Below are 22,639 nucleotides of genomic sequence, written 5' to 3'. Positions count from 1 at the left end.
GCCGTCAACCGCCCGTGGCCCGGCTGCGGCAACATGCGGAACGCCTCCCGGCACGATCTGGTGCTGGCGCCCTGGCTTGCTATCGTGCCGCAGTTGCAATCATCTTCGTGGTGATCCGCTTCAATTTCACTGACGTTGGCTTGCGCGACATACGCGGTCTGCGCCACGACCACAGCCGTACCGGGGTCTGCGCGCCCCCTTCTGGAAGGACCCCCGCCATGCAAGGCGAAACATCATACTGGAAAGACGCGGCGCCGGATTACCGACCCCGCGAGGTGGCCCCGATGACAGAGGCCGATGTGGTCATCGTCGGCGCGGGCTATTCCGGGCTGGGCTGTGCGATGTATCTGGCGCGGGCCGGCCGGTCGGTCGCGGTCTATGACGCCAACGAGGTGGGCTTTGGCTGCTCGTCGCGCAATGGCGGCATGTTCGGCCCCAGCTTCCACAAGCTGGGCATCGCGGGGCTGACCGCGAAATACGGTGCCGCCAAGGCCAGTGCCATCCTGGGCGAGGGCATGACCGCCGTCGCCCATTTCGAGGCGCTGATCGCCGAAGAAGGCATCGACTGCGATTTCAGCCCCGTCGGCCGTTTCCGCGGTGCCACCACCCGCGCCGCCTACGACGCCTCGGCGCGCGAATGCGAGGCCCTGCACAAAAGCGTCGGCCTGACCTTCCAGATGGTCCCGCGCGCCGACCAGCATGCCTATGTCGGTTCGGATTTCTACCATGGCGGGGTGATCTACGACCGCGACGGCGGCATCCATCCGCGCAAGCTGGTGCAGGGCCTCGCGCAGCGGGCCGAGGCCGCGGGGGCGGCGCTATTTCCGCATGTGGGCGTCACCGGCCTGCGCCGCGACGGCGCCCGTTGGGAGGTCCGCCATGCCGCCGGCATCACCCGTGCCCGCGAGGTGATCGTGGCGACCAACGGCTATTCGGACCGGGGCGTCGACAGCATGCGCCGCCGGGTGGTGACGCTGCGCACCTCGGCCGGGGTGACCGCGGAACTCCCCCCCGAGGTCATCGCCTCGATGAGCCCCAGAAGGATGATGCACGGGGAATCCACCCGAGTCTTCATGTGGTACCGCCCGACGCCTGACGGCAAGCGGATGCTGTTCGGCGGTCGCCTGGCGCCGCGCAATGCCTCGGACGCCCGGCGCCGCAGGCTGATCGCCGAAGCGGCGCGGCGGGTCTATCCGCAGCTCGAGACTGTGCCGATCACGCAGGCCTGGTGGGGCGACGTGGCCTATACCCAGGATCATTCGGCGCATCTGGGGCAGATCGACGGCATCTGGCACCTGGGCGGCTACTGCGGTTCGGGCGTCACCCGCTCGCTCTATTTCGCCGCCAAGACCGCGCGGCGGATCCTGGGCCAGCCCGATGCGGACACCGCCTTTGACGACCTGCCGTTCGATCCGATCCGCTTTCACGCCTTCGCCGTACCGGTGGCCAATGCGCTGACCACCTACTACGCCTGGCTTGACCGCCGCGAATTCGCGCGCAGGGGCGCGGCGTCCTGACGGGGGACGGCAGTGACCAGGCGCTTGCGGATGCCGCCGCCCGCGCGGCCCTCTGGCAGGAGGTCCCTGCCGCGCGGCCAGGCCACTGACCCCCTGCGAAGCCGCGATTGCCGATCCGGTGCAGGTCTGCCGGTGGGCAGGGGGGGGATCTGGCGCGGCTGCCGGACCTGCAGGTGACCCGGCCCATCGCCAGGGTCTTCTCCTGCCCGCAGAGATCGACGTCACGACCGGTTAATCGGCCGGGCGTGCCGTGCCCGGGGCGATCTTGTCCGAAGGACATCCCCGATGGCCAAGCGGATCACCACCCGCAACGACCAGTGACCCTTAACCGTGAGACCCATGTCTGGGCTCGTGGCGCGGCCCGGCGCCTGATTTCGAAGCGGCGATGCTGACGGGGCTTGCATCCGACGACGCGACCTTGGTCTTCGAAGCGATCCCAGGGGGTTCGGCCGCCGCATGGGCCTGCCCGTCGCGCATTTGGCGAACGTTGGCAACAACAACCTCCCCGACCGGGTGCTGCGCGACGCCACCTGCCGGGCCCGCCGCCCCATCCGTCCAGTGATGGCAGGCCAGGTCAGCGCGGATATCACGCGGCTCTTGGTCGATGCGACGGGGTGTGAGGGCGTGGCTGAGGGGGGGGCGCCCGGACGGTGGTGTTGACCTGCTGGCCGGGTCTTTCGGTCCGGGGCGGTTTCTGCGGCCGCAGCCTTGGCCCGCATCCCTGCCGTAACCGGCATGCTGCCGGGTCCGCATTCGGCCATCGGCCTGGCCACAGCCGGGCGCCGACAGGCCGGGGTCCCGGTGATTGCGAGAACCAGAGCCCATCCCGCCAAGGGCTGCAAAGTGGTCGCATGCGCCACTCGCTGGCCCCCGGCGCGATCACATGGCGGGGCCTCGGGGCCATCCCGGATGCCGCCTGGCCATCGCGCCCGCCGCTGCGCAGATCAGGGCGGTGCGCCTGCCGACACTGGAGGGATCCCGGCGGGCGCCTGTCGCCACGCGGGCGGCAGATCGCCCGGCCGACCGCCCGCCCGCAGCGCCAAAGCGCCCTGCCACAGGGCTTGCGCATGGGTATCGGGCAGGCTGCGGATTGGCCTGGCGCCCAGCCGACCCTGCCAGCCTGCCGCATCCAGATCCCGCAGCGTCACGTTCAGATGCACGGCGGCATGGGCGAACAGGTTGCGCAGCGCCTGCGGTGGCAGGGTCGCGGCCAGGGCAATGTCGGCGGGATCGGGGATGGGGTCGGCCACCCCACCCTCCAGCGCTTCGGCCAGGCGCCGGGCGGCCAGCCCGACCCCGGCCACCACATGGGCGCGGCTTTGCCCGGGCCGGGTCGAGGCCCCGGCCAGATCGGCATCGCTCAACCCGTTCAAAAGGCGCGCGAAATAGGCGGTGCCCAGCCGCATCTGCTCTAGCGCGGCGGCGGGGGCAGATCCGGCATCATAGCGCGCACCAGGCCCCTGACGGGCCCGCAGCGCGGCGCGCTCGGCTTCTTGCGGGGTCATGCCTCGGGCCCGGCCACGAAGGTGCGGTGGAAATTCAGCCGCTCGATGATCGGCGCATCCGAGAAGCGGAACAGATCGAACCCGGTCTCGGCCTCCAGCGACCAGGATACCCAGGAGGGCACGACGAACATGTCGCCTTTTTCCAGCCTGTGCGTCTGGCCCCCCAGCACTACCGCGCCGCGCCCTTCGAAGACCTGAAAGACGGACGAGCCGACCTCTTGACGCGCGGGCGTCTGGGTGCCGGCGCGCAGGCGGTGGAATTCGCAGCGGATGGTGTTCATCACATCGCCGCCGGTGGTCGGGTTGACATAGCGGATCGCCGCATGGCCCTGCTCTACCGTGGCGGGCTGGCCCTCTTCCTCCAGCAGCAGTTGTTCTGTCAGCGCGCGGTCGGTGTGCTCCCAGCGATAGGCGGGCAGCGGAGAGGACACGGTATCGCGCAGCCCCGACAGGGGCCGCAGCCCCGGATGCCCCCACAGCCGTTCGGCGCGCGAATAGCGCGGCGTGGCGTAATCGGTCACCCGGTCGGCGCCGAATTCGAAAAAGCCCACGTCGTTCTGCTGGCTGAAGGGGATGTCCAGCCCGTCGATCCAGGCCATCGGCTGATCGGTATCGTTGTGATGGCCGTGGAAGTTCCAGCCCGGCGTCAGCAGCAGGTCGCCCCTGCTCATCCGCACGGGATCGCCGTTGACCACGGTCCAGACGCCCTCACCTTCCACGACAAAGCGGAAGGCGTTCTGGGAATGGCGGTGTTCCGGCGCGGTTTCGCGCGGGCCCAGATACTGGATCGCGGCCCAGAGCGTGGGCGAGATATAGGCATTCCCCCCCAGCCCCGGATTGGCCAGCCCAAGGGCGCGCCGTTCGCCCCCCCGGCCCACCGGCACCAGATCGCCCGAACGCTGCGCCAAGGGCAGCAGCACCGACCATTTCCAGACATGGGGCAGGGCGCGCGGGCGCGGGGTTTCGGGCATCAGGTCGCCGCGCTGCGTCCACAGCGGCAGGATGTGGTTTTCCGCGAAGGCGGCATAAAGCGCGCGCAGTTCGGGGGTGTCGTCGGGCTCCATCGTGTGGGGCATGTCGGCGATGTCTTCGGGCATGTCAGGTCTCCTCCCTGAGATGAACGGGGATCAGGTGGCGTCGGGCTGGCGCGGCGGGGCGGCCCCGGCAAAGGCGGGCAACGCGTCCAGCCGGGCGAAGATCGCCGCGATGGTGGGCCAGGGGGCGGTGGAAATGTCGAAGCGGCGGTTGTTCCAGACCTGCGCATAAAGACAGCAATCGGCCATACCCGGCGTGTCGCCGTGGCAATAGAGGCCGGTCTGCGGATCGCGCGCCAGCTGGGTTTCCAGCGCGTCGAAAGTGGTGGTGACCCAATGGGTGAACCACGCCTTCTGCGCCTCTGCATCGGCGTGCAACTGGTCACCCAGATAGCCCAGCACCCGCAGGTTGTTCAGCGGGTGGATTTCGCAGGCGATCATGTAGGACAGCGCGCGCACGCGGGCGCGCCCATCGGCATCGGTGGGCAGCAGGGGGGGCGTGGGATGGGTGTCCTCCAGCCATTCCATGATGGCCAGGGATTGCGTCATGAAGGTGCCGTCGTCGCGTTCCAGCATCGGCACCAGGCCGGCGGGATTGCGCGCCAGATAGGCTGCGGTCCGGGTTTCCCCGTCCCGCAGCAAATAGGGCACATAGTCATAGTCCAGCCCCTTCAGCGCCAGCGCGGCCCGCAGCCGCGTTGACGTGGAAGAGCGGAAGAAATTGTGCAGCTTCAAGGTCATGCCTTGGGTCCGATGGTGGTGCTGATCTGTCCCAGCCCTGCGATGGAAACGGTGCAGACATCGCCTTCGACCAGCGGGCCAACCCCGGCGGGCGTGCCCGTCATGATAAGGTCGCCCGCCTTCAGCACCACCTGGCGCGACAGGATCGAGATGATTTCAGGCACCGACCAGATCAGCTCGGCCAGGTCGGCATCCTGTTTCACCACGCCGTTGACCTCCAGCCGGATGGCGCCGGCTTCAGGATGGCCGACAGAGGCGACCGGATACACCGGGCCGATCACCGCAGAGGCATCGAAGGCCTTGCCCATGTCCCAGGGGCGGCCCTGTTCACGCGCCGTCATCTGCAGGTCGCGCCGGGTCAGGTCATTGCCCACCGCATAGCCCCAGACATGGGACAGGGCGGCGTCTTCCGACACATTGCGCGCCTCCGAACCAATGACGACGATCAGCTCGGCCTCGTACTGGAAGTTGGCGGTTTCGGGGGGATAGGCGACGGTCTGGCCATCATCCACCACCGCATCGGCGGGCTTGGTGAAGAAGAACGGCGGATCGCGGTCGGGATCCTTGCCCATCTCGCGGGCATGGGCGGCATAGTTGCGCCCGACACAGAAGATGCGGCGGACGGGCAGGCGGTCTTCGGTACCGGCGACGGCGACACTGGCAGTGGGCAGGGGGGCGAAAACGAAAGTCATGGTAAGGCTCCGGGTCTTGAGGGATCAGCCGATCAGGTAGCGGTTAACGCGGTTTTCCAGGCGCTCCTGCGCGCCGGAACGGGGCTGGGGATCCAGGCCCTCATCGGTGACGCGGGCGGCGGCGGCCTCCAGCGACCCCGCCAGCATGGATTGCGCGGCGGGGGTCTGCCAGCCGGCGTAACGGTCGCGCAGGGGGGCCTCCAGCACCTCATCCTGCAGCATCTTCGCGGCCGCCTTCAGACCGGCGGCGCAGACATCCATCGCCCCCACATGAGACAGGATCAGGTCTTGGGGATCCAGCGACTGACGGCGCACCTTGCTGTCGAAATTGGTGCCGCCGGTGGTGAAACCACCTGCCTTCAGCACCTCATAATAGGCCAGCGCGACCTCGGGGACGTTGTTGGGGAACTGGTCGGTGTCCCAGCCCGATTGGTAATCGTTGCGGTTCATGTCGATCGACCCCAGGATCCCCAGGGCGCGCGCCAGATGCAGTTCATGTTCAAAGCTGTGCCCGGCCAGGATCGCGTGACCCTGTTCGATGTTCATCTTGACCTCGGTTTCCAGCCCGAACTCCTTCAGGAACCCATAGACCGTGGCGACATCGAAATCATACTGATGCTTCGAGGGTTCCTGGGGTTTGGGTTCCACCAGGATCGTGCCCTTGAAGCCGATCTTGTGCTTGTACTCGACCACCATCTGCAGGAAGCGGCCGTAGTGGGCGCGCTCGATCCCCATGTCGGTGTTCAGCAGGGTTTCATAGCCCTCGCGCCCACCCCACAGGACATAGTTTTCCGCGCCCATGCGGTGGCTTGCGTCCATGCAGGCCTGCACGTTGGCGGCGGCCCAGGCAAAGACATCGGGATCGGGATTGGTGGCGGCGCCGGCCATCCAGCGGCGGTGGGTGAACATGTTCGCCGTGCCCCAAAGGCACTTGACCCCGGTCTTGTCCATCTTCGGCAGGACGTAATCGACCCATTCGAACAGCCGGTCACGGCTTTCGGCGAAGGTCGCGCCCTCGGGGCGGACATCGGCATCGTGCCAGCAGAAATAGGGCGCGCCGAGGATCTCGAACATCTCGAAGGCGGCATCGGCCTTGATGCGCATGGTCTCCATCGCGTCCTGGGGATACCAGGGGCGTTCAAAGGTGCGCCCGCCGAACGGGTCGCCCCCCTCCCAGGCGAAGGAATGCCAGTAGGCCACGGCAAAGCGCAGGTGGTCCTTCAGGGGTTTGCCCATCACCACCTCTTCGGGGTCGTAATGGCGGAAGGCGAATTCATTGGCGCTGTCGCGGCCCTCGTAACGGATGGGGGCGATGTCCTTGAAGAACGGGGGGGTGGAGTGGTCTTTCATGGGGGCCTCTGGGGTCAGCGAAAGGTCAGAAATGGGCATCGGGGGCGCCATCGAAGGCATCGACGGGGCTGTTGCGGTTCCATTCACCGCGGCCCAGCAACAGGTCGATCACCGCCTGCTGCATGCCGTCCATCGTCGCGAAGGCGTTGATGTAGGTGGGCACGCGCGGCGCGTCGTAAAGATAGTAGGGATAGCCGAAGCTGATCATGATCGTGGGCACCTGGTGCCAGGCGCGTTGCATCGCGCCGCGCATCCCGCCGCCCAGCCTGGCCCAATCCAGGAAGATCCGCCCTCGCGTCAGCAGAGTTTCCTCGGTGAAGGCATAGATCACCAGGTCATAGTCCGCAGGGTCGAAGGCCTGGCCGATGGGATGGGTGGTGACCTCGAACCCCTCGGCGGCCAGCAGATCGGGGAAGGCGGGGGCAAAGCTGGTGTTCCACAAGGGTTCAACGATGCCCGGCGCGATCACCAGAACGCGGCGGTGGGTGTCGGGCGCAATCGGCAGCTGTTGCGCCACGTCCTTTTCCAGCACCGGCGCGCGGTGCAGCAGTTCGGCCATTTCCGCATCGCGGCGCGGCGGGATCGGCGGCAGGGCCTCATGGCGGTGCAGGCCCAGCCTGGCCTTCAGCCCCAGCACGCGGCTCAGGGCATCGGCAAAGCGGACGGCGGGGATTTCGCCGCTGCGCATGGCCTGCAGCACGGCATCGAAATGCCGCTCCGGATCGTTCGAGAACAGGATCATGTCGTTGCCGGCACGCAGGATCTCGGCCTTGGCAGGGGTGGCGGCGGTGACGGCGGTCAGTCCCGCCATTTCCGAGGCATCCGAAACGATGATCCCGTTAAAGCCCATTTCCTCGCGCAGCAGGCGGGTGGTCAGCAGCGGCGACAGTGAGGCAGGTAGGTAGACATCGGCGCCACGGGCGCCCTGCGACAGGGCATAGGCCGGCAGCGCGATATGGGCCGACATCACCGCCAGTACGCCATCGTCGATGGCCCGGCGGTAGAGGTGGCCGTGGCTGGCCTGCCAATCGGCCATCGACAGCGGATTGATCGTGGTCACCAGATGCTGGTCGCGGTCGTCATGGCCTTCGCCGGGCCAGTGCTTGGCGGTGGCGGCCAGCCCCGCCTGCTGGAAGATGCGGATCTGGGTCAGCGCATGGCGGGCGATCCGCGCCGGGTCGTTGCCGTAGCTGCGGGTGGCGACGATCGGACTGCGGGTCTTGGCATTGATGTCGAGGACCGGGGTAAAGGACCAGTTGACGCCGATGGCGCGGGCCTCTTCCGCCATGACCCGGCTGACCGCTTCGGTCACCGCAAGGTCGTCGATGGCGGCCAGCGCCAGCGGGTTCGGGACCTGGGTGCCGAAAGGCAGGCTCATCCGGCTGCCTTCCAGGTCAGCCGAGACCAGCAGGGGGATCTGGGCTTCGGATTGCAGCTGGGCCAGCCGGGCGCGTTCGGCCTGCGCGTCATCCAGGAAATAGCGGGTGATGCCGCCGGGCCGGAAACGGCGGAACATCTCGGCCTCGCCCGGCTCGTCGCCGCGCGACAGCATGTTGAAAAGCTGGCCCACCTTGCCCGCGTCATCAAGGGCGTGAAAGGTGGCCTCGACCCAGGCGATGTCCTCGGGCGAAAGGCTGAAGGGCGGGCGGGTCAGGTGGCTGAAGTCAGGTGTCATTCGGCATGGGCCTTCCGGAAGCTGTGGCGCAGGGGAAAGCTCTGCGGGCCGATGCCCGAGTGGCCGTCCATGTGCTTGAGGAACAGGTCGTAGGAAAAGATCGGCGCGTCGGGGGTGTAGCTGCCGTCGAGCTGGTGCAGCAGATAGCCTGCGGCGCCGCGGATGTACTGGCCGGGCTCTGCGGCGCCGGCGGCGGCGGTGGCGCGGCTGATTTCGGGGTGCAGGGGCAGCGCCGAAAGGGCGCTGAAGGCCTTCAGTCGCTGCCAGAGCGGCTGGTCGGTGGTGGCAAGGGCGGTCAGGGCGGTCACGGCCATGCGGTCCTGACCGGCATGGCCCAGGGCCTCCAGCAGGGCGATGCGGGTGTCGGGATCGGTTTCGGCCTCGGGCAGGATGTCCAGGGCCGCAGGCATGGCGCAGCCATGGGCGGCCAGGATCAGCAATCCCTGCGCGCCCCAGTAACGCAGCACCGGCGAGGCCTTGGTCAGGGCCCGCAGGAAGACAGGGATATGGGCGGGATCGCGGGTGATGGCCAGGTTGGCCAGGGCCAGTACCCGTGGCAGCGGGTAGATCGCGGGATCGTCGCGCATCGGCTGGGCCTCGGCGGGCGAACGTTCGGGGATCAGGCCACAGTCGTGGATCCCGATCATGTGCTCATCCAGCGCGGCGCGCATCCCGCGCAGCGTTTCCGAATGGTCGGGGTCACAGGCCAGGTTGTGCAGCGCGTCGGGATCGGCCTGCATGTCGTACAGCTCTTCCGCGGGCTTTTGGCCCCAGAAGCGGTCCTGCAGGGGGGACAGGCCACCGGCCAGGTGCGCGGCCTCGTAGGCACGATAGCCCGCCGCCAGCCAGGCGTAGGAATAATACTGCCCCCAGGGGCGGTGCGGCGCATAGTTGCGGATGTAGCGATAGCGCGGGCCGCGCAGGCTGCGTGTCAGGTCATAGCGCGCATCCATCCGGTCCCGCCCCGAGGGCGCATGGCGCCGCCGGCCGCGTTCCGGTCCAAGGAAGGGCTGCCCCTGCACCCCCGCAGGCGCGGTGACCCCGGCGATCACCGCCAGCGTCTGCAACAGGTCGACCAGCGACACCGGCGTGGCGATCCGGCTGCCGGGCGCTTCGGGCAGCAGGTGGCGCCAGCGCTGTGGCAGATGCACGATCAGCGGCACCCGCAGCCCGTCGTCATAGCAGAACCGCTTTGAGCGTGGCAGCGGTGCGGCATGATCGGAATGGTAGATCACGATGGTGTCCTCGGTCAGGCCGGCGGCCTCCAGCTCGGCCAGGCGCTCGCCCATCCAGGCATCCATCTGGGCGATGCGGTTGTAGTAGCGTGCCAGGTCCTCGCGCAGTTCGGGCAGATCCGGCAGATGGGCGGGCAGGCGCATCTGATCGGGCCGCGCGGGCCCCTCGAGCGGATCGAAGATCCGCCCCTCATGGGTCAGCATGCAGTTGAAGACCGCCAGAAAGGGCTGGCCGGGGGCGCGGTCGATCCAATGGGCGGCGCCGCTGCAGGCATCCCACAGCGCCGTCGGATCCGGCAGATCGACGTTGTAATGGGTCTTCGAGTTGTTGGTGCAGTAATAGCCCGCCGCCCGCATCATCTGCGGATAGGTCGTGATCGCGTCGGGCATCTGGCCCCAGGCGGTCATCTGTTGTGCCGGCGGCACGCTTTCGGGAAAGCGTCCGGTCAGCAGGGCAAAGCGCGACGGGGCGCAGACCGGCGACACGGCACAGGCGGCATCGAAGGTCACGCCCCGCGCCGCCAGTGCATCCAGATGCGGCGTGCTGGCCTGCGCATCGCCATAGGCGCCAAGACGCGGCGGACAGTCCTCGCTGACGAGGCACAGGATGTTGGGTCTCATCTTCGGGTCTCCAGCTTAGGCGGGGCTGCTGGCCCACAGGGGCGCAAGCCTTTGTTCCAGATCGGAAAGAGCCTGAAATCCGGTGCCGGGCTGCATGGTTGCGACCTCGATCACCGTCTTGTGGCCGATGTAGGGGCGCAGGGTGGGCTGGCCCAGCACCGGCAACAGTGCCAGCAGCAGGGCCGCGGTTTCCGCATCGTCCAGCAGCCGGGCCACGGGCAGGCTGCGCACGATGGCGCCTTCGGGGAAGGCATCGCGGCGCACCGCCGGCATCCGGGCCAAGGCGGCCTGGGGGGCCTGGGGGGCCTGGCAGGCGACCAGAAGATGCGCCTGGGCAACCGGGCCCCGGACCGGCAGGCCCAGGCGCTCGTATTGCTCGTCCGGGGCGTCGGTGGCGCGCATCAGATCGAGCAGCAGCTGCGCCATGCGCAGTTCCAGCGCCGGATCGTCCAGCGGGGACAGCTGTTCGGGATCCTGCTGCAGGTCGAACAGCAGCGTGCCATGGCCATGGGCACTGCCACCCGCCCAGGCCGGCACCTTCAGAACCGGCACCTGCTTGGTGAAGCCGAAGGGCGGCGCCAGCGTGGCCGACTGCAACTCGGCCGGAGAGGCCATGGCGCGCATGTGCACCGGCATCAGGGTGTAGTCGAAAAGCGGCCCGTTGTCGGCCCGCACCGGGGCCCGCATGTAGACATGGCGGCCGTCGGTGACGCTGACATGGCCGCCGTGCGCGCCGAACAATGCGCCCTGACGCAGCGGCGTGTCGGCCTCGATCACCGGGCGCAGCGGGCGGCCCTGCATGTCGGGGGTCAGGGGCTGCCGGAACAGCTCCAGCAGGGTCGGCCCCAGGTCGATGGTCTGCACCAGGGCGCTGCGGCGTGTCCCGGCCTGGCCCAGCCGGGGGTCCCAGACAAAGAGCGGCGTGTGGATCGTCTCGTCATACCAGGGCTGCACCGACTTGCCCCACCAGCCCTTTTCGCCCAGCATATAGCCGTGATCGGTGCAGACGATCAGCGCGGTGTCGTCCCACATCCGATGGGTATCCATCGCGTCGAGGACCCGGCCCAGGTTTTCGTCGCACATGGCCAGCAGCGACAGGTAGCGGTTGCGCGCCACGGTTTCGGTCGCGGGGTCCTCGGTGACGCGGGCATAGGGCGGCCAGTCAAAGGCCGGATCGCCGCCTTCGGGATCGGGATAGCGCGCCATGTGGCGCGGGGTGGAATGGAAGGGCTCGTGCGGGTCGAAGGTCTCGATCTGCAGCAGCCAGTCGTCGGCTGCGGCATTGGTGTCCAGAAAGGCCAGCCCCAGGTCGAAGACCGATTGCTGGGGATGCGCGCCCGCCTGCGCCAGCGCTGCGCGGTTGATGTGGTCCTGGCGGCGCATCCTGGGGCCGATCTCGGTCAGGCGGGCCGGGTCCGAGGCCGCCACGTCGGCCTTCCACAGATCGCCCTCCTGGCCACGGACGAATTCGTAGGAGGCGAAGCGGTTGTGATAGGTGGCGCCGCCGTCTTCCCAGTAATGCTGGTGGTCGGTGATCAGATGGGTGTAGATGCCCGCCGTCTTCAGCATCTGCGGCACGCTGTCGTCGAAGGGTTCCAGCGGCCCCCAGGAGCGGTGCAGGAAGTTGTAGCGCCCGGTGTGCATTTCCCGCCGCGCCGGCATGCAGGGCATCGAGCCCGCATAGCAGGTGTCGAAGGTGACGGCACGGTCGGCCAGGCGGGCAAAGTTCGGCGCCTGTGCGACCGGCGCCCCCCAGGGGGGCAGCATCCGGCGGTTCAGGCTGTCATACATGACGATGATGGCACGCATGTTCAGGCTTCCTCGGGGGTCATGGCGCGGAAAGCGGCGCGGCGTTCGGCCTGGCGCACCGGATCGGCGACGGGCGCCGCCAGCAGCAGCCGCTGCGTATAGGGATGCGCGGGGCGGGCGGTCACCTGGTCGGCCTCGCCGAATTCGACGATCTCGCCGCGGCGCATCACCGCGACGCGATGCGAGATGTGGCGCACCACCGCCAGGTCATGGCTGACGAACAGATAGGCGACGCCGGTTTCCTTCTGCAGCTCGATGAACAGGTCCAGCACCCGCGCCTGGTTCGACAGGTCCAGCGCCGAGACCGGCTCGTCGCAGACGATCAGCCGGGGCTTCAGTGCCAGCGCCCGCGCGATGGCCACCCGCTGGCGCTGCCCGCCCGAGAATTCACGCGGATAGCGATGCGCGGCATCGGCCGGCAGGGCCACCTGGTCCAGCAGATGGCGCACCTGTCCGCGGGCCTCGGACACCGAGGCCAGGCCGCGGGCGACGACGGGTTCGGTCAGGATGTCCTCGATCGTCATCGCCGGATTGAGCGAGGTGTAGGGATCCTGGAACACCGCCTGGATACGCGCGGCCTCGCCCTTGCGGGCCCGCGGCGGCAGCTGGGCGATATCCGCGCCGCGGAACAGGATCTGCCCCGAGGACACCCGGCCGATGCCCAGGATCGCGCGCCCGATGGTGGTCTTGCCCGATCCGCTCTCGCCCACCAGGCCCACGGTCTCGCCGGGGCGGATATCGAGGCTGACGTCCCGCAGGACATGCAGGGGGCCGAAGAAGGTGTTCACGTCCCGGCAGTGCAGAAGCGGCGCGATGGTCATGCCAGGATCTCCTCGGCGGGGGGGGCGTAGGTGCGGGTGGTGGTGTCCTCCAACACGGAGGACAGCAGCATCTGCGTGTAGGCATGGCGCGGCGCCGAGAAGAGCTGGCGGACCTCGCTGGTCTCGACCAGGGTGCCCGACTTCATCACCGCCACGGTGTCGCACATGTCGGCGACGACGCCGAAGTTGTGGGTCACGATGATGATGCTCATGCCGTATTCGGCCTGCAGGTCGCGCAGCAGGTCCAGAACCTCGGCCTGAACGGTCACGTCCAGGGCGGTGGTGGGTTCATCCGCGATCAGCAGGTCGGGCTTGCACGACACCGCCCCCGCGATCAGCACCCGTTGCGCCATCCCGCCCGAGATCTGGTGCGGCCAGGCGTTGAAGACATGTTCTGGGTTGCGGATGCCGACCCGGTCCAGCAGGGCGATGGCGCGGGTCCTGGCCTCGGCGCGGGAAATGCCCAGCACGCTCATCATCGGTTCGACCAGCTGGAAGCCGATGCGGAAGCAGGGGTCGAGGTTCGACATCGGTTCCTGCGGGATATAGGCGATGCGGCCACCGCGCAGGGCGTGACGCTGGGCGGGCGTCAGCTGTGTCAGCTCCTGCCCGTCGAAGCGGATCGAGCCCGACAGAACCTTGCCCCCGGCCGACAGCAGGCCCAGCACCGCGAAGGCCGATTGCGTCTTGCCCGAGCCGCTTTCGCCGACGATGCCGAAGATCTCTCCGCGGCGCAGACGGAACGAGACATCCTGCACCACCGGTTTCCATGCGTCATGGCCGGGATAGCCGACGACCAGGTTGCGGACCTCCAGCAGGGCATCGGGATCGGCGGGGGTGCCGTCCAGGGCCGGAAGGGTCGGCATCGGCAGGCGGCTCGATTGCGGCGCGGCCTCGCCCAGCTGCATCCGGTCGCGGATGGCATTGGCCAGCAGCACCAGCGAGGCGACGGTGAAGGCGATGGCCAGCCCGGGCCAGTACAGTGACAGGGGCGCCACGTAAAGGTTGTCGAAGGCGTCCTGCAGCATGCCACCCCAGGTCGGCCGGCTGCTGTCGCCCAGGCCCAGGAATTCCAGCCCGGCCTGGATGACGATGGCGATGCCCGCCACGATCGAGGCCTGGATCACCACCGGCGCCCGGATCACCAGCAGCACGTGGCGCAGGATGATGCGCAGATCGCTCAGCCCCGAGACCCGTGCGGCGTCGATGTAAAGCTCGTGCCGGACAGCGCGCACCAGGCTGCGGGTCAGCCGGAAGAAGCCCGGCGACAGCATGACCCCGAAGACCGCCATCGACAGCGCCATCGACGACCCGAGCGCCTGGAACAGCGCCAGCAGCACGATGATGGCCGGCAGCGCCATCAGCCCGTCCGCGACCCAGCTGGAGACGACGTCGAAGGCGCGTCCGTAATAGCCCGCGAACAGGCCGCCCGTGACGCCGATGCACCCCGAGACGGCGACCACGATCAGCGCCCCCGCCAGCGTGCTGCGGGTGCCCCAGATCAGCCTCGAGAGGATGTCGCGCCCCGAACCGTCGCCGCCCAGCAGGAATTCGGCATCCGGGGGGGCGTTGACCTTGAAGATCTGCACGTCGGTGGGGTCATGCGGGGCCAGCCAGGGCGCCAGCAGCGCCACCAGCACGATCAGCGTCAGCACCACGGCGGCCACCAGGCCGGTGGGGTTGCGCAGCACCGAGGCGGCGAAGGACGCGCGGGGCAGGGATTTCGACACGGGCGGGATCGAGACTGCGGACATCAGGGACGTACCTTCGGATTGGCCCATGCGTTCAGCACGTCGATGAGCATGTTGACCAGGATCACGACAAGGATCATCGCCACGACGATCCCCATCAGCACCGGCACGTCGCCGACGATGGCGGAACGCACGGTCAGTTCTCCCAGGCCGGGAATGGCGAAGACGCGCTCGATGATGGCCGCGCCACCCAGCAGGGCCACGAACTGCACCGACAGCACCGTCAGCGCCGCCGGCAGCGCGTTGCGCAGCGCATGGCGGTACAGGATCGAGCGCATCCGAACCCCGCGGGCCATCAGCGTGCGCACATAGTCCTGACGCAGCGCATCCATCACCGCGCCGCGGATCTGCTGGCTGGCCGAGGCAATGCCCGACAGCAGCAGCGCCGCCACCGGCAGTGTCACCGAGGCCATCCAGCCGAACCAACTGGAGCTGAAACGCACATAGCCCGTCGCCGGCAGCCAGCGCAGATCAAGGGCGAAGAAGACCACCAGCATCAGGCCCAGCCAGAAGTTCGGGATCGCAAAGCCCACGACGCTGACCAGCTGGATGACCCGGTCGGCCCAGCCGCCCCGGACCGCCGCCGTGATCCCCAGAAGCGAGGCCACGACCGCCATCAGCAGCACGGCCGCGGTGACGATCGACAGGGTGACGGGCAGGCGGGTGGCCAGGATCTGGGTCACGGAACCGGTGGTGGTCCAGGCCTGGCCCAGATCGCCGCGCAGCGCATGCGACAGCCAGTCGCCATATTGCACCACCAGCGGCCGGTCGATCCCCAGCTTGGCCGACAGGGCCGCGATATCGGCATTCGATGCGGTATCGCCCAGGATGTTGGCGGCCACCCTGTGGGTGCCTCCGAAAACCAGAACGAACGTGACGGTCGACATCACGGCCAGAAGCGCCACGCCGAAACCGGCGCGCTTCAGCACATAGGCTAGCATCTCTTCAGTCCTCCCAATGAGACCGCCGCGCCTCCTCGCGCGGGCGGTCCTCCTGTGCTCAGGTTAACAGTTGCCGACCTGATGAAAAAATGAAAAAACTATGGTTAGGTATTAGGGAAATTGATCGCTCGGATGCTGGACAAGTTCACCCATCTGTTTCGCTTCATGGCCATCGTCGAAGAGGGCAGCATGCACCGGGCCTCGGGCCGTCTGGGGCTGACGCAGCCGGCCCTGTCGCGCTCGATCGCCATCCTGGAGGCCGATTTCGGCCGCCCGCTGCTGGAACGCCATGCGCGCGGCGTGCGGCCCACGCCCTTTGGCGAAAGGGTTCTGATCAACGCCCGGCGGCTGGACCGGTTCTGGAACATCGCCCAGGGCGAACTGCTGGCCGATCCCGCCGAACAGCGGGTGGCGATGCGGCTGGGGGTCGGGCCGATCTGGCGCTCAGGGGTGCTGGCACCGGTCTTCGAGGCGATGCGGCAGGACTATCCGAACCTGCTGCTGGAGATCTCTCCGCTGCGCGAGGAAAGCGCGCTGGCGGATTTGGAGGAAGGCCGGCTGGATGCCATTCTGGGGGGCACGCAGATCGACCGGCGGGCGCATCCCAACGTGGTGCATCACCGGCTGACCGATATCACCGTGCAGCTGACCGCCCGCGAGGGGCACCCGATCTTCGACCAGCTGGACGGCACGCCCGCCGCCGAGGCCTGCCTGCTCGATTACCCCTGGATCGTCTATTCCGAGATGGCGCTTTATGCCGACGATTCAGACCATTCGATCTGGGAGAAATTCGGCCGCGAGCCCAATGTCTGGATGCGCAGCTCGAACCTGCTGACGGTGCTGACGACCCTGCAGCGCAGCGACAGCCTGAGCGTGCTGTCGGATCTGGCGATCCTGGCGGTATCGGCGCCGCGGCTGGTGGCGGTGCCGGTGACGCTGCGGCGGCGTCTGATCCCGCTGGGGCTGATCCACCGGGAAGAGCTGTCGGGCTGGCCGCTGATGCAGCGCTTCCATCAGCTGTGCGTTGAACGCTTTGCCCGCCTGCCCTGAGATGCGAAACGGCCCGCCCCCGGGGTGGGGACGGGCCGTGCCGGCGCAGGGGCTTGGGGTCACTTGGCCGGGTGATAGCTTTGCAGGAAGGGCACGTCGTTGCCGAACTGCATCGACACATCGGTGTCGGCGCCGGTCAGATAGATCGTGTCCTGCCGGTACCAGGGCACGAAGAAGGCATTTTCCACCACGTAACGGTTGATCGCCTGGAAATCTGCCACCTGCTCTTCTCCGGTGGCATATTGCGCGGTGTGGATCAGCGCATCCAGCTTCGGATCGTCGTAGTGGAAGGCGTTCCAGCCGGCGTCCTTGGTCAGGTGCTGCTGGATGTCGGTCCAGGCGTCATGGCCGGCAAAGGTAAAGACATAGGCCGCATATTTGCCGGACCGGATCACCGGGATCGCACTGCCCGGCGGCAGGCCCTCGAAGGTGGCCTTGATGCCGATGTCGGCCAGCTGCTTGGTGACGATCGGATAGAAGGATGCAAAGGGCCGGATGTCGGGAAAGACCAGATCAAAGCCGTTCGGATAGCCTGCCTCGGCCAGCAGTTTCTTGGCCTTGGCGGGGTCGTAGGCGTAATAGTCGTCCAGCGCCGGGTCGTAGGCCTCGCTGCCCTTCGGAAAGATCTGGTCGCTCAGCCGACCATAGCCCAGATCGACGTATTTCAGGATCGAGGCCTCGTCGAAGGCCATGTTCAGCGCCTGGCGCACCCGCACGTCCTTCAGCGGCGGGGCGACCTTGCCGTCGCGGTCCGCCAGGATGATCCCGGCCCAGTTGACGTCGCCGTGGTGCACCTTCAGCCCGGCGCTTTCCGCCTGCTTGACGGCGCGCGTGTTGGCGATGGTGCCGTCGGCCTGGCCTGCCAGCACCGCATTGACGCGGGCCACGTTGTCGGTGATCGGTGTGATCACGACGCGGTTGTAGGGATAGGCGGCGGCATTCCAGTAGTCGGGATTGCGGTCGTAGACATATTGCGCGCCCTGGGTGGTTTCCTTGGCATCAAGGATGTAGGGCCCCGATCCCACCGGCGTCACATCCGATCCCGGCGCCCCTAGGCTTTTGGGGCTGGCCATGGCGCCCGCCACCAGACCCAGGTTCGACAGCAGCGCCGGATCGGGGGCGCTCAGCTCCAGCCGGATCTCGTGGTCCGAGAGGATGTCATAGCCGCTGATCGAGCGCGCCATGTAGCTGTTTTGCCCGTTGCCCTTGGCCAGGTATTCCAGGTTCGCCTGCACGGCGGCTGCATCAAAGGGGGTGCCGTCGGTAAAGTGGACGCCGGTGCGCAGCTGCAGCGTCAGGGCGCGGTTGCCGTCGGAATAGCTCCAGGCTGTGGCGAGGTTCGGCTGCAGCGTGCCATCGGGCGCGGTCGCCAGCAGGGTGTCGAAGACCGGCTGCCAGTACTGGATCTGGTTGGCGACCATCAGCTCGGCGCGGTCGAAGCTGTTGTTGTCGATCCGCGCGGCCAGCACCAGCGTGTCGGCATCATTGGTGACTTCGGCCCGCAGCGGCGTCAGCGCGGTCGTGCCAAGCGCGACGCCAAGCGCCACGGCAAGAGCAAGTCTCATGTCCATTCCTCCCATGTGCCCAGGCCTCCTCCGGTCGGGACGTCTTCGGGCTAGCATCCCCAAGAAATAAGGAGAAATGAATTTTTGACCTAAACAGATAAGGGAAAGTGATCACTATCGGGGCTGGGGTCCTGCTGCCCTGCCTTCGCCTGTTTTGGCCCCGCCTGTTCTGGCCCCGTGCCGGGTTGCCCGGCGATGTGGGCGAGGCAACAGGCGTGTGACGACATTTTGTCGGCACAGTGTCGATTTCTTTTGACGGCGCGAGGGCGCGGCGGCAGTGTCCTTCTTGTCGACATAACATCGACAAGAATCGACGACAGATCGAACCAGGGAGTGTCATCATGACTTTGAAGAAATTCTGCGCGGGACTTGCGGCCGCGCTTGTCGTCGCGGCGACGGGGCAGGCAGCCGTGGCGCAGGACCAGGGCAGCTACTGGCAGAAGGTGCAAGAACGCGGCACGCTGCGCTGCGGTGCCGCTGTGGCGCCGCCCTATGTGATGCGTGATCCGGCCTCGGGCACATACTCGGGCTTTTTCGCCGATCTGTGCCGCCAGTTCGCCGATGAACTGGGGGTCAAGGCCACCTTCGTGGACACCACCTGGGACAATATCGTGGCGGGTCTGCAGGCGGGCAAGTGGGACATGTCGCTGGCCCTGAACCGCACGCCGCTGCGGGCGATGGCGGTGCAGTTCTCGATCCCCGCGATGGAATACCAGATCTCGCTCGTCTACAACAAGAGCAACCCAAAGATCCCGAAGGATGCGGTCTCGGTCGCGGATCTGGACGTCAAGGGCATCACCATGGCGGTCATGTCGGGCACCGCCCAGGACAAGGCGATCTCGGCGGCGGTGAAGACTGCGACGATCCTGCGGTTGCCGTCCTCGGATGAAACCCGCATGGCGCTGGTGTCGCGCCGGGCTGACGTTCTGGTCGATGCCTCGGATACCAACATGCTGTTTACCCGGGCCAATCCCGAATGGGCCGTCGCGCTGCAGCCCACCCCCGCGCTGACCAAGCAGGGCGTGGCCTTCGGCCTGCCGCATGATCTGTCGGCCTCCGATGTCAGTGTCGTCAACATCTTCCTCGAACAGCGCATCGCCACCGGCGAGGTCGACAGGCTGATCGCTGCTGCCGCCGATCAGGTGCTGAACGCCAAGGCCGAGTGAGCGCCGTCACCAGGACGGCCGGGGCGGGGCGGCCGCGTGCGGCCCTTCCCCTGTCCAAAAGGGAAAATCATGACATTGCAGTTGGATACAGAAGCCCTGGTGCGCATCCGGGGGCTGGAAAAGAACTACGGTCCCCGGGTCCGGGTGCTGCAGGGGCTGAACGTCGACATTCAGCGCGGTGACCGGGTGGTGGTGATCGGCCCCTCGGGGGGTGGCAAAAGCACCTTCCTGCGCATCGTGATGGGCCTGGAAGACATCCAGGGCGGCGAAATCGAATTCGCCGGTGCCCCCTATATCTCGGTCGCGGGTGGGAAGACGAAGATCGACACCGAGCAGCGCAAGAAGATCGGCATGGTCTTTCAGCACTATACGCTGTTCCCGCATCTGAGCATCCTGCAGAACCTGATCCTGGCGCCCTGCAAGGTGCAGGGTGAACCGAAGGCGCTGGCGCGCGGCCGGGCGCTGAAGGTCCTCGGGCGTTTTGGCCTGGCGGACAAGGCCGACGCCTATCCCTCGCAGCTGTCGGGCGGGCAGAAACAGCGGGTGGCAATCGCGCGGGCGCTGATGCTGGATCCGCAGTTGATGCTGTTCGACGAGGTGACCTCGGCGCTGGATCCGGTGCTGGTGGCCGAGGTCGAGCAGGTGATCCTGGACCTGGCCGCGCAGGGCATGCCGATGATGATGGTCACCCATGACATGGGGTTTGCCCGCAATGTCGCCAGTCGGGTGATTTTCTGCGCCGGTGGCGTGGTGGTCGAGGACGGCCCGCCCGAACAGGTCCTGGGCCATCCCAAGGAAGAGCGCACGCGCGAATTCATCAGCCGCGTCTTTCACATCAACGCCTGAGGGTCCCGATGCAGTATTCCTTCGACCTGGGCGCGGTGACGCGCCATCTGGGTCCCCTGCTGGAGGGGCTTCAGACCACGCTTGTGCTGTCGGCTGCGGCCAATGTCATCGGCATCGTCGCGGGTTTCGCGCTGGCGCTGCTGCTGAGCGGGCGCAGTCGCGTGCTGCGCCTGCCCGCGATGCTGTTCGTGGAATTCTTCCGCTGCACCCCGGCGATCATCCAGATCGTGTGGTTCTTCTACTGCGTGCCGATGCTGTTCAACGTCTTCTGGGATCCGGTGACCATGGGCATCCTGTCCCTGGGGCTGAACCTGACGGCCTTCAACGCCGAAGCCTACCGCGCCGCGATCCAGGCGGTGCCGCGCGACCATCTGGATGCCGGCATCGCCCTGGGCCTGGCGCCGCACCAGCGGGTGCTGCACATCGTTCTGCCGCAGGCGCTGCGCAACGCGCTGCCGGTGCTGCTGACGAACGGTATCGGGATCTTCCAGCAATCCGCGCTGGTGGCGCTCGTGGGGGTGGCGGACCTGATGTACGAGGGCAAGACCCTTGCCACCCAGACCTATCGCCCGATCGAGACCTTTACGGTCGTGGCCCTGTTCTATCTTGCCGTGTCCTTCCCGGTCAGCCAGCTGGTCGGCTGGATGGAACGGCGTCGCGGCATGGCCGTGTAAGGAGCGCCCCGTGATGCCTGTTACCTTCGATTTCCCGATCGTCCTGCACTATGCCGCTCCGCTGGCCCTGGGGCTTTGGATGACCGTGCGGATGACGCTTCTGTGCATCGTGCTGGGCACGGCGCTTGGCTTTGCGGTGGGGCTGGCGCGGGCGTCGCGACTGATCTGGCTGCGGCTGCTGTGCAACCTCTATGTCGAGGTCTTCCGTGGCACGCCGGTGCTGATCCAGCTGTTCTGGATCTTCTTCTGCCTGCCGCTGATCCTGGGTGTCGAGCTGTCGAATTTCGTCTCGGCCGCCATCGCGCTGACGCTTTACATGGGGGCCGTCACCTCCGAAACCTTCCGCGCCTCGCTGCGCGCCGTCGGCCGCGAACAGCACGATGCCTGTGTGGCGCTTGGCCTGCCGCGGCGGGTGCAGATCAGCCACGTGATCCTGCCGCAGGCCATGCTGCGAGCGGCGCCCACGCTGCTGTCGAACGCCGTCAGCCTCTTTAAGGAAAGCGCGCTGGTCTCGGCCGTGGGCATGGCCGACCTGATGTTCATCGGCCAGAACATCTCGAACAACACCGCCCGCCCCGTCGAGGTGCTGACGGTGGTCGCCTGCCTCTACTTCCTCATCGCCTTCCCGCTGACCCGCATTGTGACACTGCTGGAAGGCCGTCTGCTGCGCCGGTTCTCCATCTGACGCCCCCCTCTTACTGCAAGGAAAGACCAATGACCTACAACCTGCAACTCTCGGGCGTGATGCCCGCGCTGATCACCCCCTTCGATGCCACCGGCAAGATCGATTTCGACGCTTTCGCCCGTCACCTGACCGGGCTGCGGGCCGATGGTGTCTCGGGCTGGGTGCCCTGCGGGTCCTCGGGCGAATACAACCTGATGAGCGACGCCGAACGCCACGAGGTGCTGACGTTCGTGCGCGATTTCGCCGCCCCCGGGGAAACCCTGATCGCCGGCACCAATGCGCCGCACACCCGGGGCGTCATCGCCAACACCCTGCAGGCCAAGGACCTGGGCTATCACGCCGTGCTGCTGGCCACGCCCTTCTACACCAGGCCCACCGACGAAGAGCTGATTGCGCATTACCGCGCCGTGCTGGATGCGACGGATATGAACATCGTCCTCTACTCTTATCCCGCCAAGGACGGCATCGAGATCTCGACCCAGGTGCTGGATGCGCTGGCCGATGATCCGCGTATCATCGGGATCAAGGAAAGCTCGGGCGTGCTGCAGCGCGCGGTGACCATCGCGACGCGCTACAAGGGGCGCATCCAGCTGGTTTCCGGGTCCGATGACATCGCGCTCGATTTCATGCTCTGGGGGGCCGACAGCTGGATCTGCGGGCCGGCGAACTGCATGGGCCGCGCGGTCTGCGACCTGGATCGCACCTTCCGCGCCGGCAAGCTGGAGAAGGCGCGCGAGCAGATGACCACGCTCTACAATGCGATGAACATCCTGGAGAGCGGCAAGTTCGTCCAAAAGCTCAAGTACGGCTGCGAGGTGATGGGCAATCCGGTGGGGGAATGCCGGATGCCGCTGGGCGCGCTGAGCGATGCCGAGAAGGCCGATTTCCGCGCGGCCATGCAGCCGATTCTCAACTGGTAAGGCCTGCCCGGGTCCGGCGGCTGTCGCGGGACCCGCTCTTG

General features: G+C 67.3%; 19 protein-coding genes. 7 read left to right on the top strand and 12 right to left on the bottom strand.

Annotated elements, in window-relative coordinates:
- Window positions 1-284 precede the first annotated feature (284 nt).
- Window positions 285-1,517, top strand: a complete 1,233-nt coding sequence (locus AC2ITM_RS19140; protein ID WP_486470019.1) for an NAD(P)/FAD-dependent oxidoreductase — start codon at window positions 285-287, stop codon at window positions 1,515-1,517.
- Between the two features lie 944 nt (window positions 1,518-2,461).
- Here the strand turns inward: AC2ITM_RS19140 and AC2ITM_RS19135 are convergent.
- From AC2ITM_RS19135 to AC2ITM_RS19085, 11 genes are read right to left on the bottom strand one after another with little or no spacing between them, the layout of a single operon-like run.
- Window positions 2,462-3,022, bottom strand: a complete 561-nt coding sequence (locus AC2ITM_RS19135) for a maleylpyruvate isomerase N-terminal domain-containing protein (protein ID WP_486470018.1) — start codon at window positions 3,020-3,022, stop codon at window positions 2,462-2,464.
- Entirely contained in the window at window positions 3,019-4,119 is a 1,101-nt protein-coding gene (locus tag AC2ITM_RS19130; protein WP_486470017.1) for a cupin domain-containing protein, read from the bottom strand. The genes AC2ITM_RS19135 and AC2ITM_RS19130 overlap by 4 nt, the downstream gene beginning before the upstream one ends.
- A gap of 30 nt (window positions 4,120-4,149) precedes the next feature.
- Window positions 4,150-4,797, bottom strand: a complete 648-nt coding sequence (maiA, locus tag AC2ITM_RS19125) for a maleylacetoacetate isomerase (protein ID WP_486470016.1) — start codon at window positions 4,795-4,797, stop codon at window positions 4,150-4,152.
- The gene (locus AC2ITM_RS19120; protein ID WP_486470015.1) at window positions 4,794-5,489 is read right to left on the bottom strand and encodes a fumarylacetoacetate hydrolase family protein; all 696 of its coding nucleotides are present in this window, start codon (window positions 5,487-5,489) and stop codon (window positions 4,794-4,796) included. Before AC2ITM_RS19120 ends, maiA begins: the two co-directional genes overlap by 4 nt.
- 24 nt (window positions 5,490-5,513) lie before the next feature.
- Entirely contained in the window at window positions 5,514-6,839 is a 1,326-nt protein-coding gene (gene xylA / locus AC2ITM_RS19115; RefSeq protein ID WP_486470014.1) for a xylose isomerase, read from the bottom strand.
- A 25-nt stretch (window positions 6,840-6,864) separates the two neighbouring features.
- Window positions 6,865-8,514, bottom strand: a complete 1,650-nt coding sequence (locus AC2ITM_RS19110) for a glycoside hydrolase family 3 protein (RefSeq protein WP_486470013.1) — start codon at window positions 8,512-8,514, stop codon at window positions 6,865-6,867.
- Entirely contained in the window at window positions 8,511-10,370 is a 1,860-nt protein-coding gene (locus AC2ITM_RS19105; RefSeq protein WP_486470012.1) for a sulfatase-like hydrolase/transferase, read from the bottom strand. Before AC2ITM_RS19105 ends, AC2ITM_RS19110 begins: the two co-directional genes overlap by 4 nt.
- Before the next feature lie 15 nt (window positions 10,371-10,385).
- The gene (locus tag AC2ITM_RS19100; RefSeq protein WP_486470011.1) at window positions 10,386-12,179 is read right to left on the bottom strand and encodes a sulfatase; all 1,794 of its coding nucleotides are present in this window, start codon (window positions 12,177-12,179) and stop codon (window positions 10,386-10,388) included.
- A 2-nt stretch (window positions 12,180-12,181) separates the two neighbouring features.
- Window positions 12,182-13,000 (bottom strand): ATP-binding cassette domain-containing protein, encoded by an 819-nt coding sequence (locus AC2ITM_RS19095; RefSeq protein ID WP_486470010.1) that lies wholly within the window; start codon window positions 12,998-13,000, stop codon window positions 12,182-12,184.
- Window positions 12,997-14,754, bottom strand: a complete 1,758-nt coding sequence (locus AC2ITM_RS19090; RefSeq protein WP_486470009.1) for a dipeptide/oligopeptide/nickel ABC transporter permease/ATP-binding protein — start codon at window positions 14,752-14,754, stop codon at window positions 12,997-12,999. The genes AC2ITM_RS19095 and AC2ITM_RS19090 overlap by 4 nt, the downstream gene beginning before the upstream one ends.
- On the bottom strand, window positions 14,754-15,692 hold the full coding sequence (locus AC2ITM_RS19085) for an ABC transporter permease (RefSeq protein ID WP_486470008.1): 939 nt from the start codon (window positions 15,690-15,692) through the stop codon (window positions 14,754-14,756). Before AC2ITM_RS19085 ends, AC2ITM_RS19090 begins: the two co-directional genes overlap by 1 nt.
- A 132-nt stretch (window positions 15,693-15,824) precedes the next feature.
- On the opposite strand from AC2ITM_RS19085, the gene AC2ITM_RS19080 reads away from it, so the two are divergent.
- The gene (locus tag AC2ITM_RS19080) at window positions 15,825-16,742 is read left to right on the top strand and encodes a LysR family transcriptional regulator (protein WP_486470007.1); all 918 of its coding nucleotides are present in this window, start codon (window positions 15,825-15,827) and stop codon (window positions 16,740-16,742) included.
- Window positions 16,743-16,801: 59 nt separating this feature from the next.
- Here AC2ITM_RS19080 and AC2ITM_RS19075 read toward each other — a convergent pair whose 3' ends face one another.
- Window positions 16,802-18,307, bottom strand: a complete 1,506-nt coding sequence (locus AC2ITM_RS19075) for an ABC transporter substrate-binding protein (protein ID WP_486470006.1) — start codon at window positions 18,305-18,307, stop codon at window positions 16,802-16,804.
- A 341-nt stretch (window positions 18,308-18,648) separates the two neighbouring features.
- Between AC2ITM_RS19075 and AC2ITM_RS19070 the strand changes: the two genes are divergently transcribed.
- From AC2ITM_RS19070 to AC2ITM_RS19050, 5 genes are all read left to right on the top strand, one after another.
- On the top strand, window positions 18,649-19,473 hold the full coding sequence (locus AC2ITM_RS19070) for a substrate-binding periplasmic protein (protein WP_486470005.1): 825 nt from the start codon (window positions 18,649-18,651) through the stop codon (window positions 19,471-19,473).
- Between the two features lie 69 nt (window positions 19,474-19,542).
- Window positions 19,543-20,319 (top strand): amino acid ABC transporter ATP-binding protein, encoded by a 777-nt coding sequence (locus AC2ITM_RS19065; RefSeq protein ID WP_486470004.1) that lies wholly within the window; start codon window positions 19,543-19,545, stop codon window positions 20,317-20,319.
- 8 nt (window positions 20,320-20,327) lie between these two features.
- Window positions 20,328-20,993, top strand: a complete 666-nt coding sequence (locus tag AC2ITM_RS19060; protein ID WP_486470003.1) for an amino acid ABC transporter permease — start codon at window positions 20,328-20,330, stop codon at window positions 20,991-20,993.
- A gap of 13 nt (window positions 20,994-21,006) precedes the next feature.
- Window positions 21,007-21,678 carry an amino acid ABC transporter permease gene (locus AC2ITM_RS19055; RefSeq protein ID WP_486470002.1) on the top strand — a complete coding sequence of 224 codons (672 nt, stop codon included), beginning with the start codon at window positions 21,007-21,009 and terminating at the stop codon, window positions 21,676-21,678.
- Window positions 21,679-21,719: 41 nt separating this feature from the next.
- The gene (locus tag AC2ITM_RS19050) at window positions 21,720-22,598 is read left to right on the top strand and encodes a dihydrodipicolinate synthase family protein (protein WP_486470044.1); all 879 of its coding nucleotides are present in this window, start codon (window positions 21,720-21,722) and stop codon (window positions 22,596-22,598) included.
- The last annotated feature ends 41 nt before the right edge of the window (window positions 22,599-22,639 follow it).

The sequence above is a fragment of the Pseudooceanicola sp. NS-SX9 genome, from assembly GCF_057380705.1.
This window is presented reverse-complemented; position numbering and strand designations above follow the sequence as displayed.

Excerpts from the sequence above, each read along its gene's own strand:
- AC2ITM_RS19140 (WP_486470019.1), top strand. The coding sequence starts at position 285 with ATGACAGAGGCCGATGTGGTCATCGTCGGCGCGGGCTATTCCGGGCTG.
- AC2ITM_RS19135 (WP_486470018.1), bottom strand. The coding sequence starts at position 3,022 with ATGACCCCGCAAGAAGCCGAGCGCGCCGCGCTGCGGGCCCGTCAGGGG.
- AC2ITM_RS19130 (WP_486470017.1), bottom strand. The coding sequence starts at position 4,119 with ATGCCCGAAGACATCGCCGACATGCCCCACACGATGGAGCCCGACGAC.
- maiA (WP_486470016.1), bottom strand. The coding sequence starts at position 4,797 with ATGACCTTGAAGCTGCACAATTTCTTCCGCTCTTCCACGTCAACGCGG.
- AC2ITM_RS19120 (WP_486470015.1), bottom strand. The coding sequence starts at position 5,489 with ATGACTTTCGTTTTCGCCCCCCTGCCCACTGCCAGTGTCGCCGTCGCC.
- xylA (WP_486470014.1), bottom strand. The coding sequence starts at position 6,839 with ATGAAAGACCACTCCACCCCCCCGTTCTTCAAGGACATCGCCCCCATC.
- AC2ITM_RS19110 (WP_486470013.1), bottom strand. The coding sequence starts at position 8,514 with ATGACACCTGACTTCAGCCACCTGACCCGCCCGCCCTTCAGCCTTTCG.
- AC2ITM_RS19105 (WP_486470012.1), bottom strand. The coding sequence starts at position 10,370 with ATGAGACCCAACATCCTGTGCCTCGTCAGCGAGGACTGTCCGCCGCGT.
- AC2ITM_RS19100 (WP_486470011.1), bottom strand. The coding sequence starts at position 12,179 with ATGCGTGCCATCATCGTCATGTATGACAGCCTGAACCGCCGGATGCTG.
- AC2ITM_RS19095 (WP_486470010.1), bottom strand. The coding sequence starts at position 13,000 with ATGACCATCGCGCCGCTTCTGCACTGCCGGGACGTGAACACCTTCTTC.
- AC2ITM_RS19090 (WP_486470009.1), bottom strand. The coding sequence starts at position 14,754 with ATGTCCGCAGTCTCGATCCCGCCCGTGTCGAAATCCCTGCCCCGCGCG.
- AC2ITM_RS19085 (WP_486470008.1), bottom strand. The coding sequence starts at position 15,692 with ATGCTAGCCTATGTGCTGAAGCGCGCCGGTTTCGGCGTGGCGCTTCTG.
- AC2ITM_RS19080 (WP_486470007.1), top strand. The coding sequence starts at position 15,825 with ATGCTGGACAAGTTCACCCATCTGTTTCGCTTCATGGCCATCGTCGAA.
- AC2ITM_RS19075 (WP_486470006.1), bottom strand. The coding sequence starts at position 18,307 with ATGAGACTTGCTCTTGCCGTGGCGCTTGGCGTCGCGCTTGGCACGACC.
- AC2ITM_RS19070 (WP_486470005.1), top strand. The coding sequence starts at position 18,649 with ATGACTTTGAAGAAATTCTGCGCGGGACTTGCGGCCGCGCTTGTCGTC.
- AC2ITM_RS19065 (WP_486470004.1), top strand. The coding sequence starts at position 19,543 with ATGACATTGCAGTTGGATACAGAAGCCCTGGTGCGCATCCGGGGGCTG.
- AC2ITM_RS19060 (WP_486470003.1), top strand. The coding sequence starts at position 20,328 with ATGCAGTATTCCTTCGACCTGGGCGCGGTGACGCGCCATCTGGGTCCC.
- AC2ITM_RS19055 (WP_486470002.1), top strand. The coding sequence starts at position 21,007 with ATGCCTGTTACCTTCGATTTCCCGATCGTCCTGCACTATGCCGCTCCG.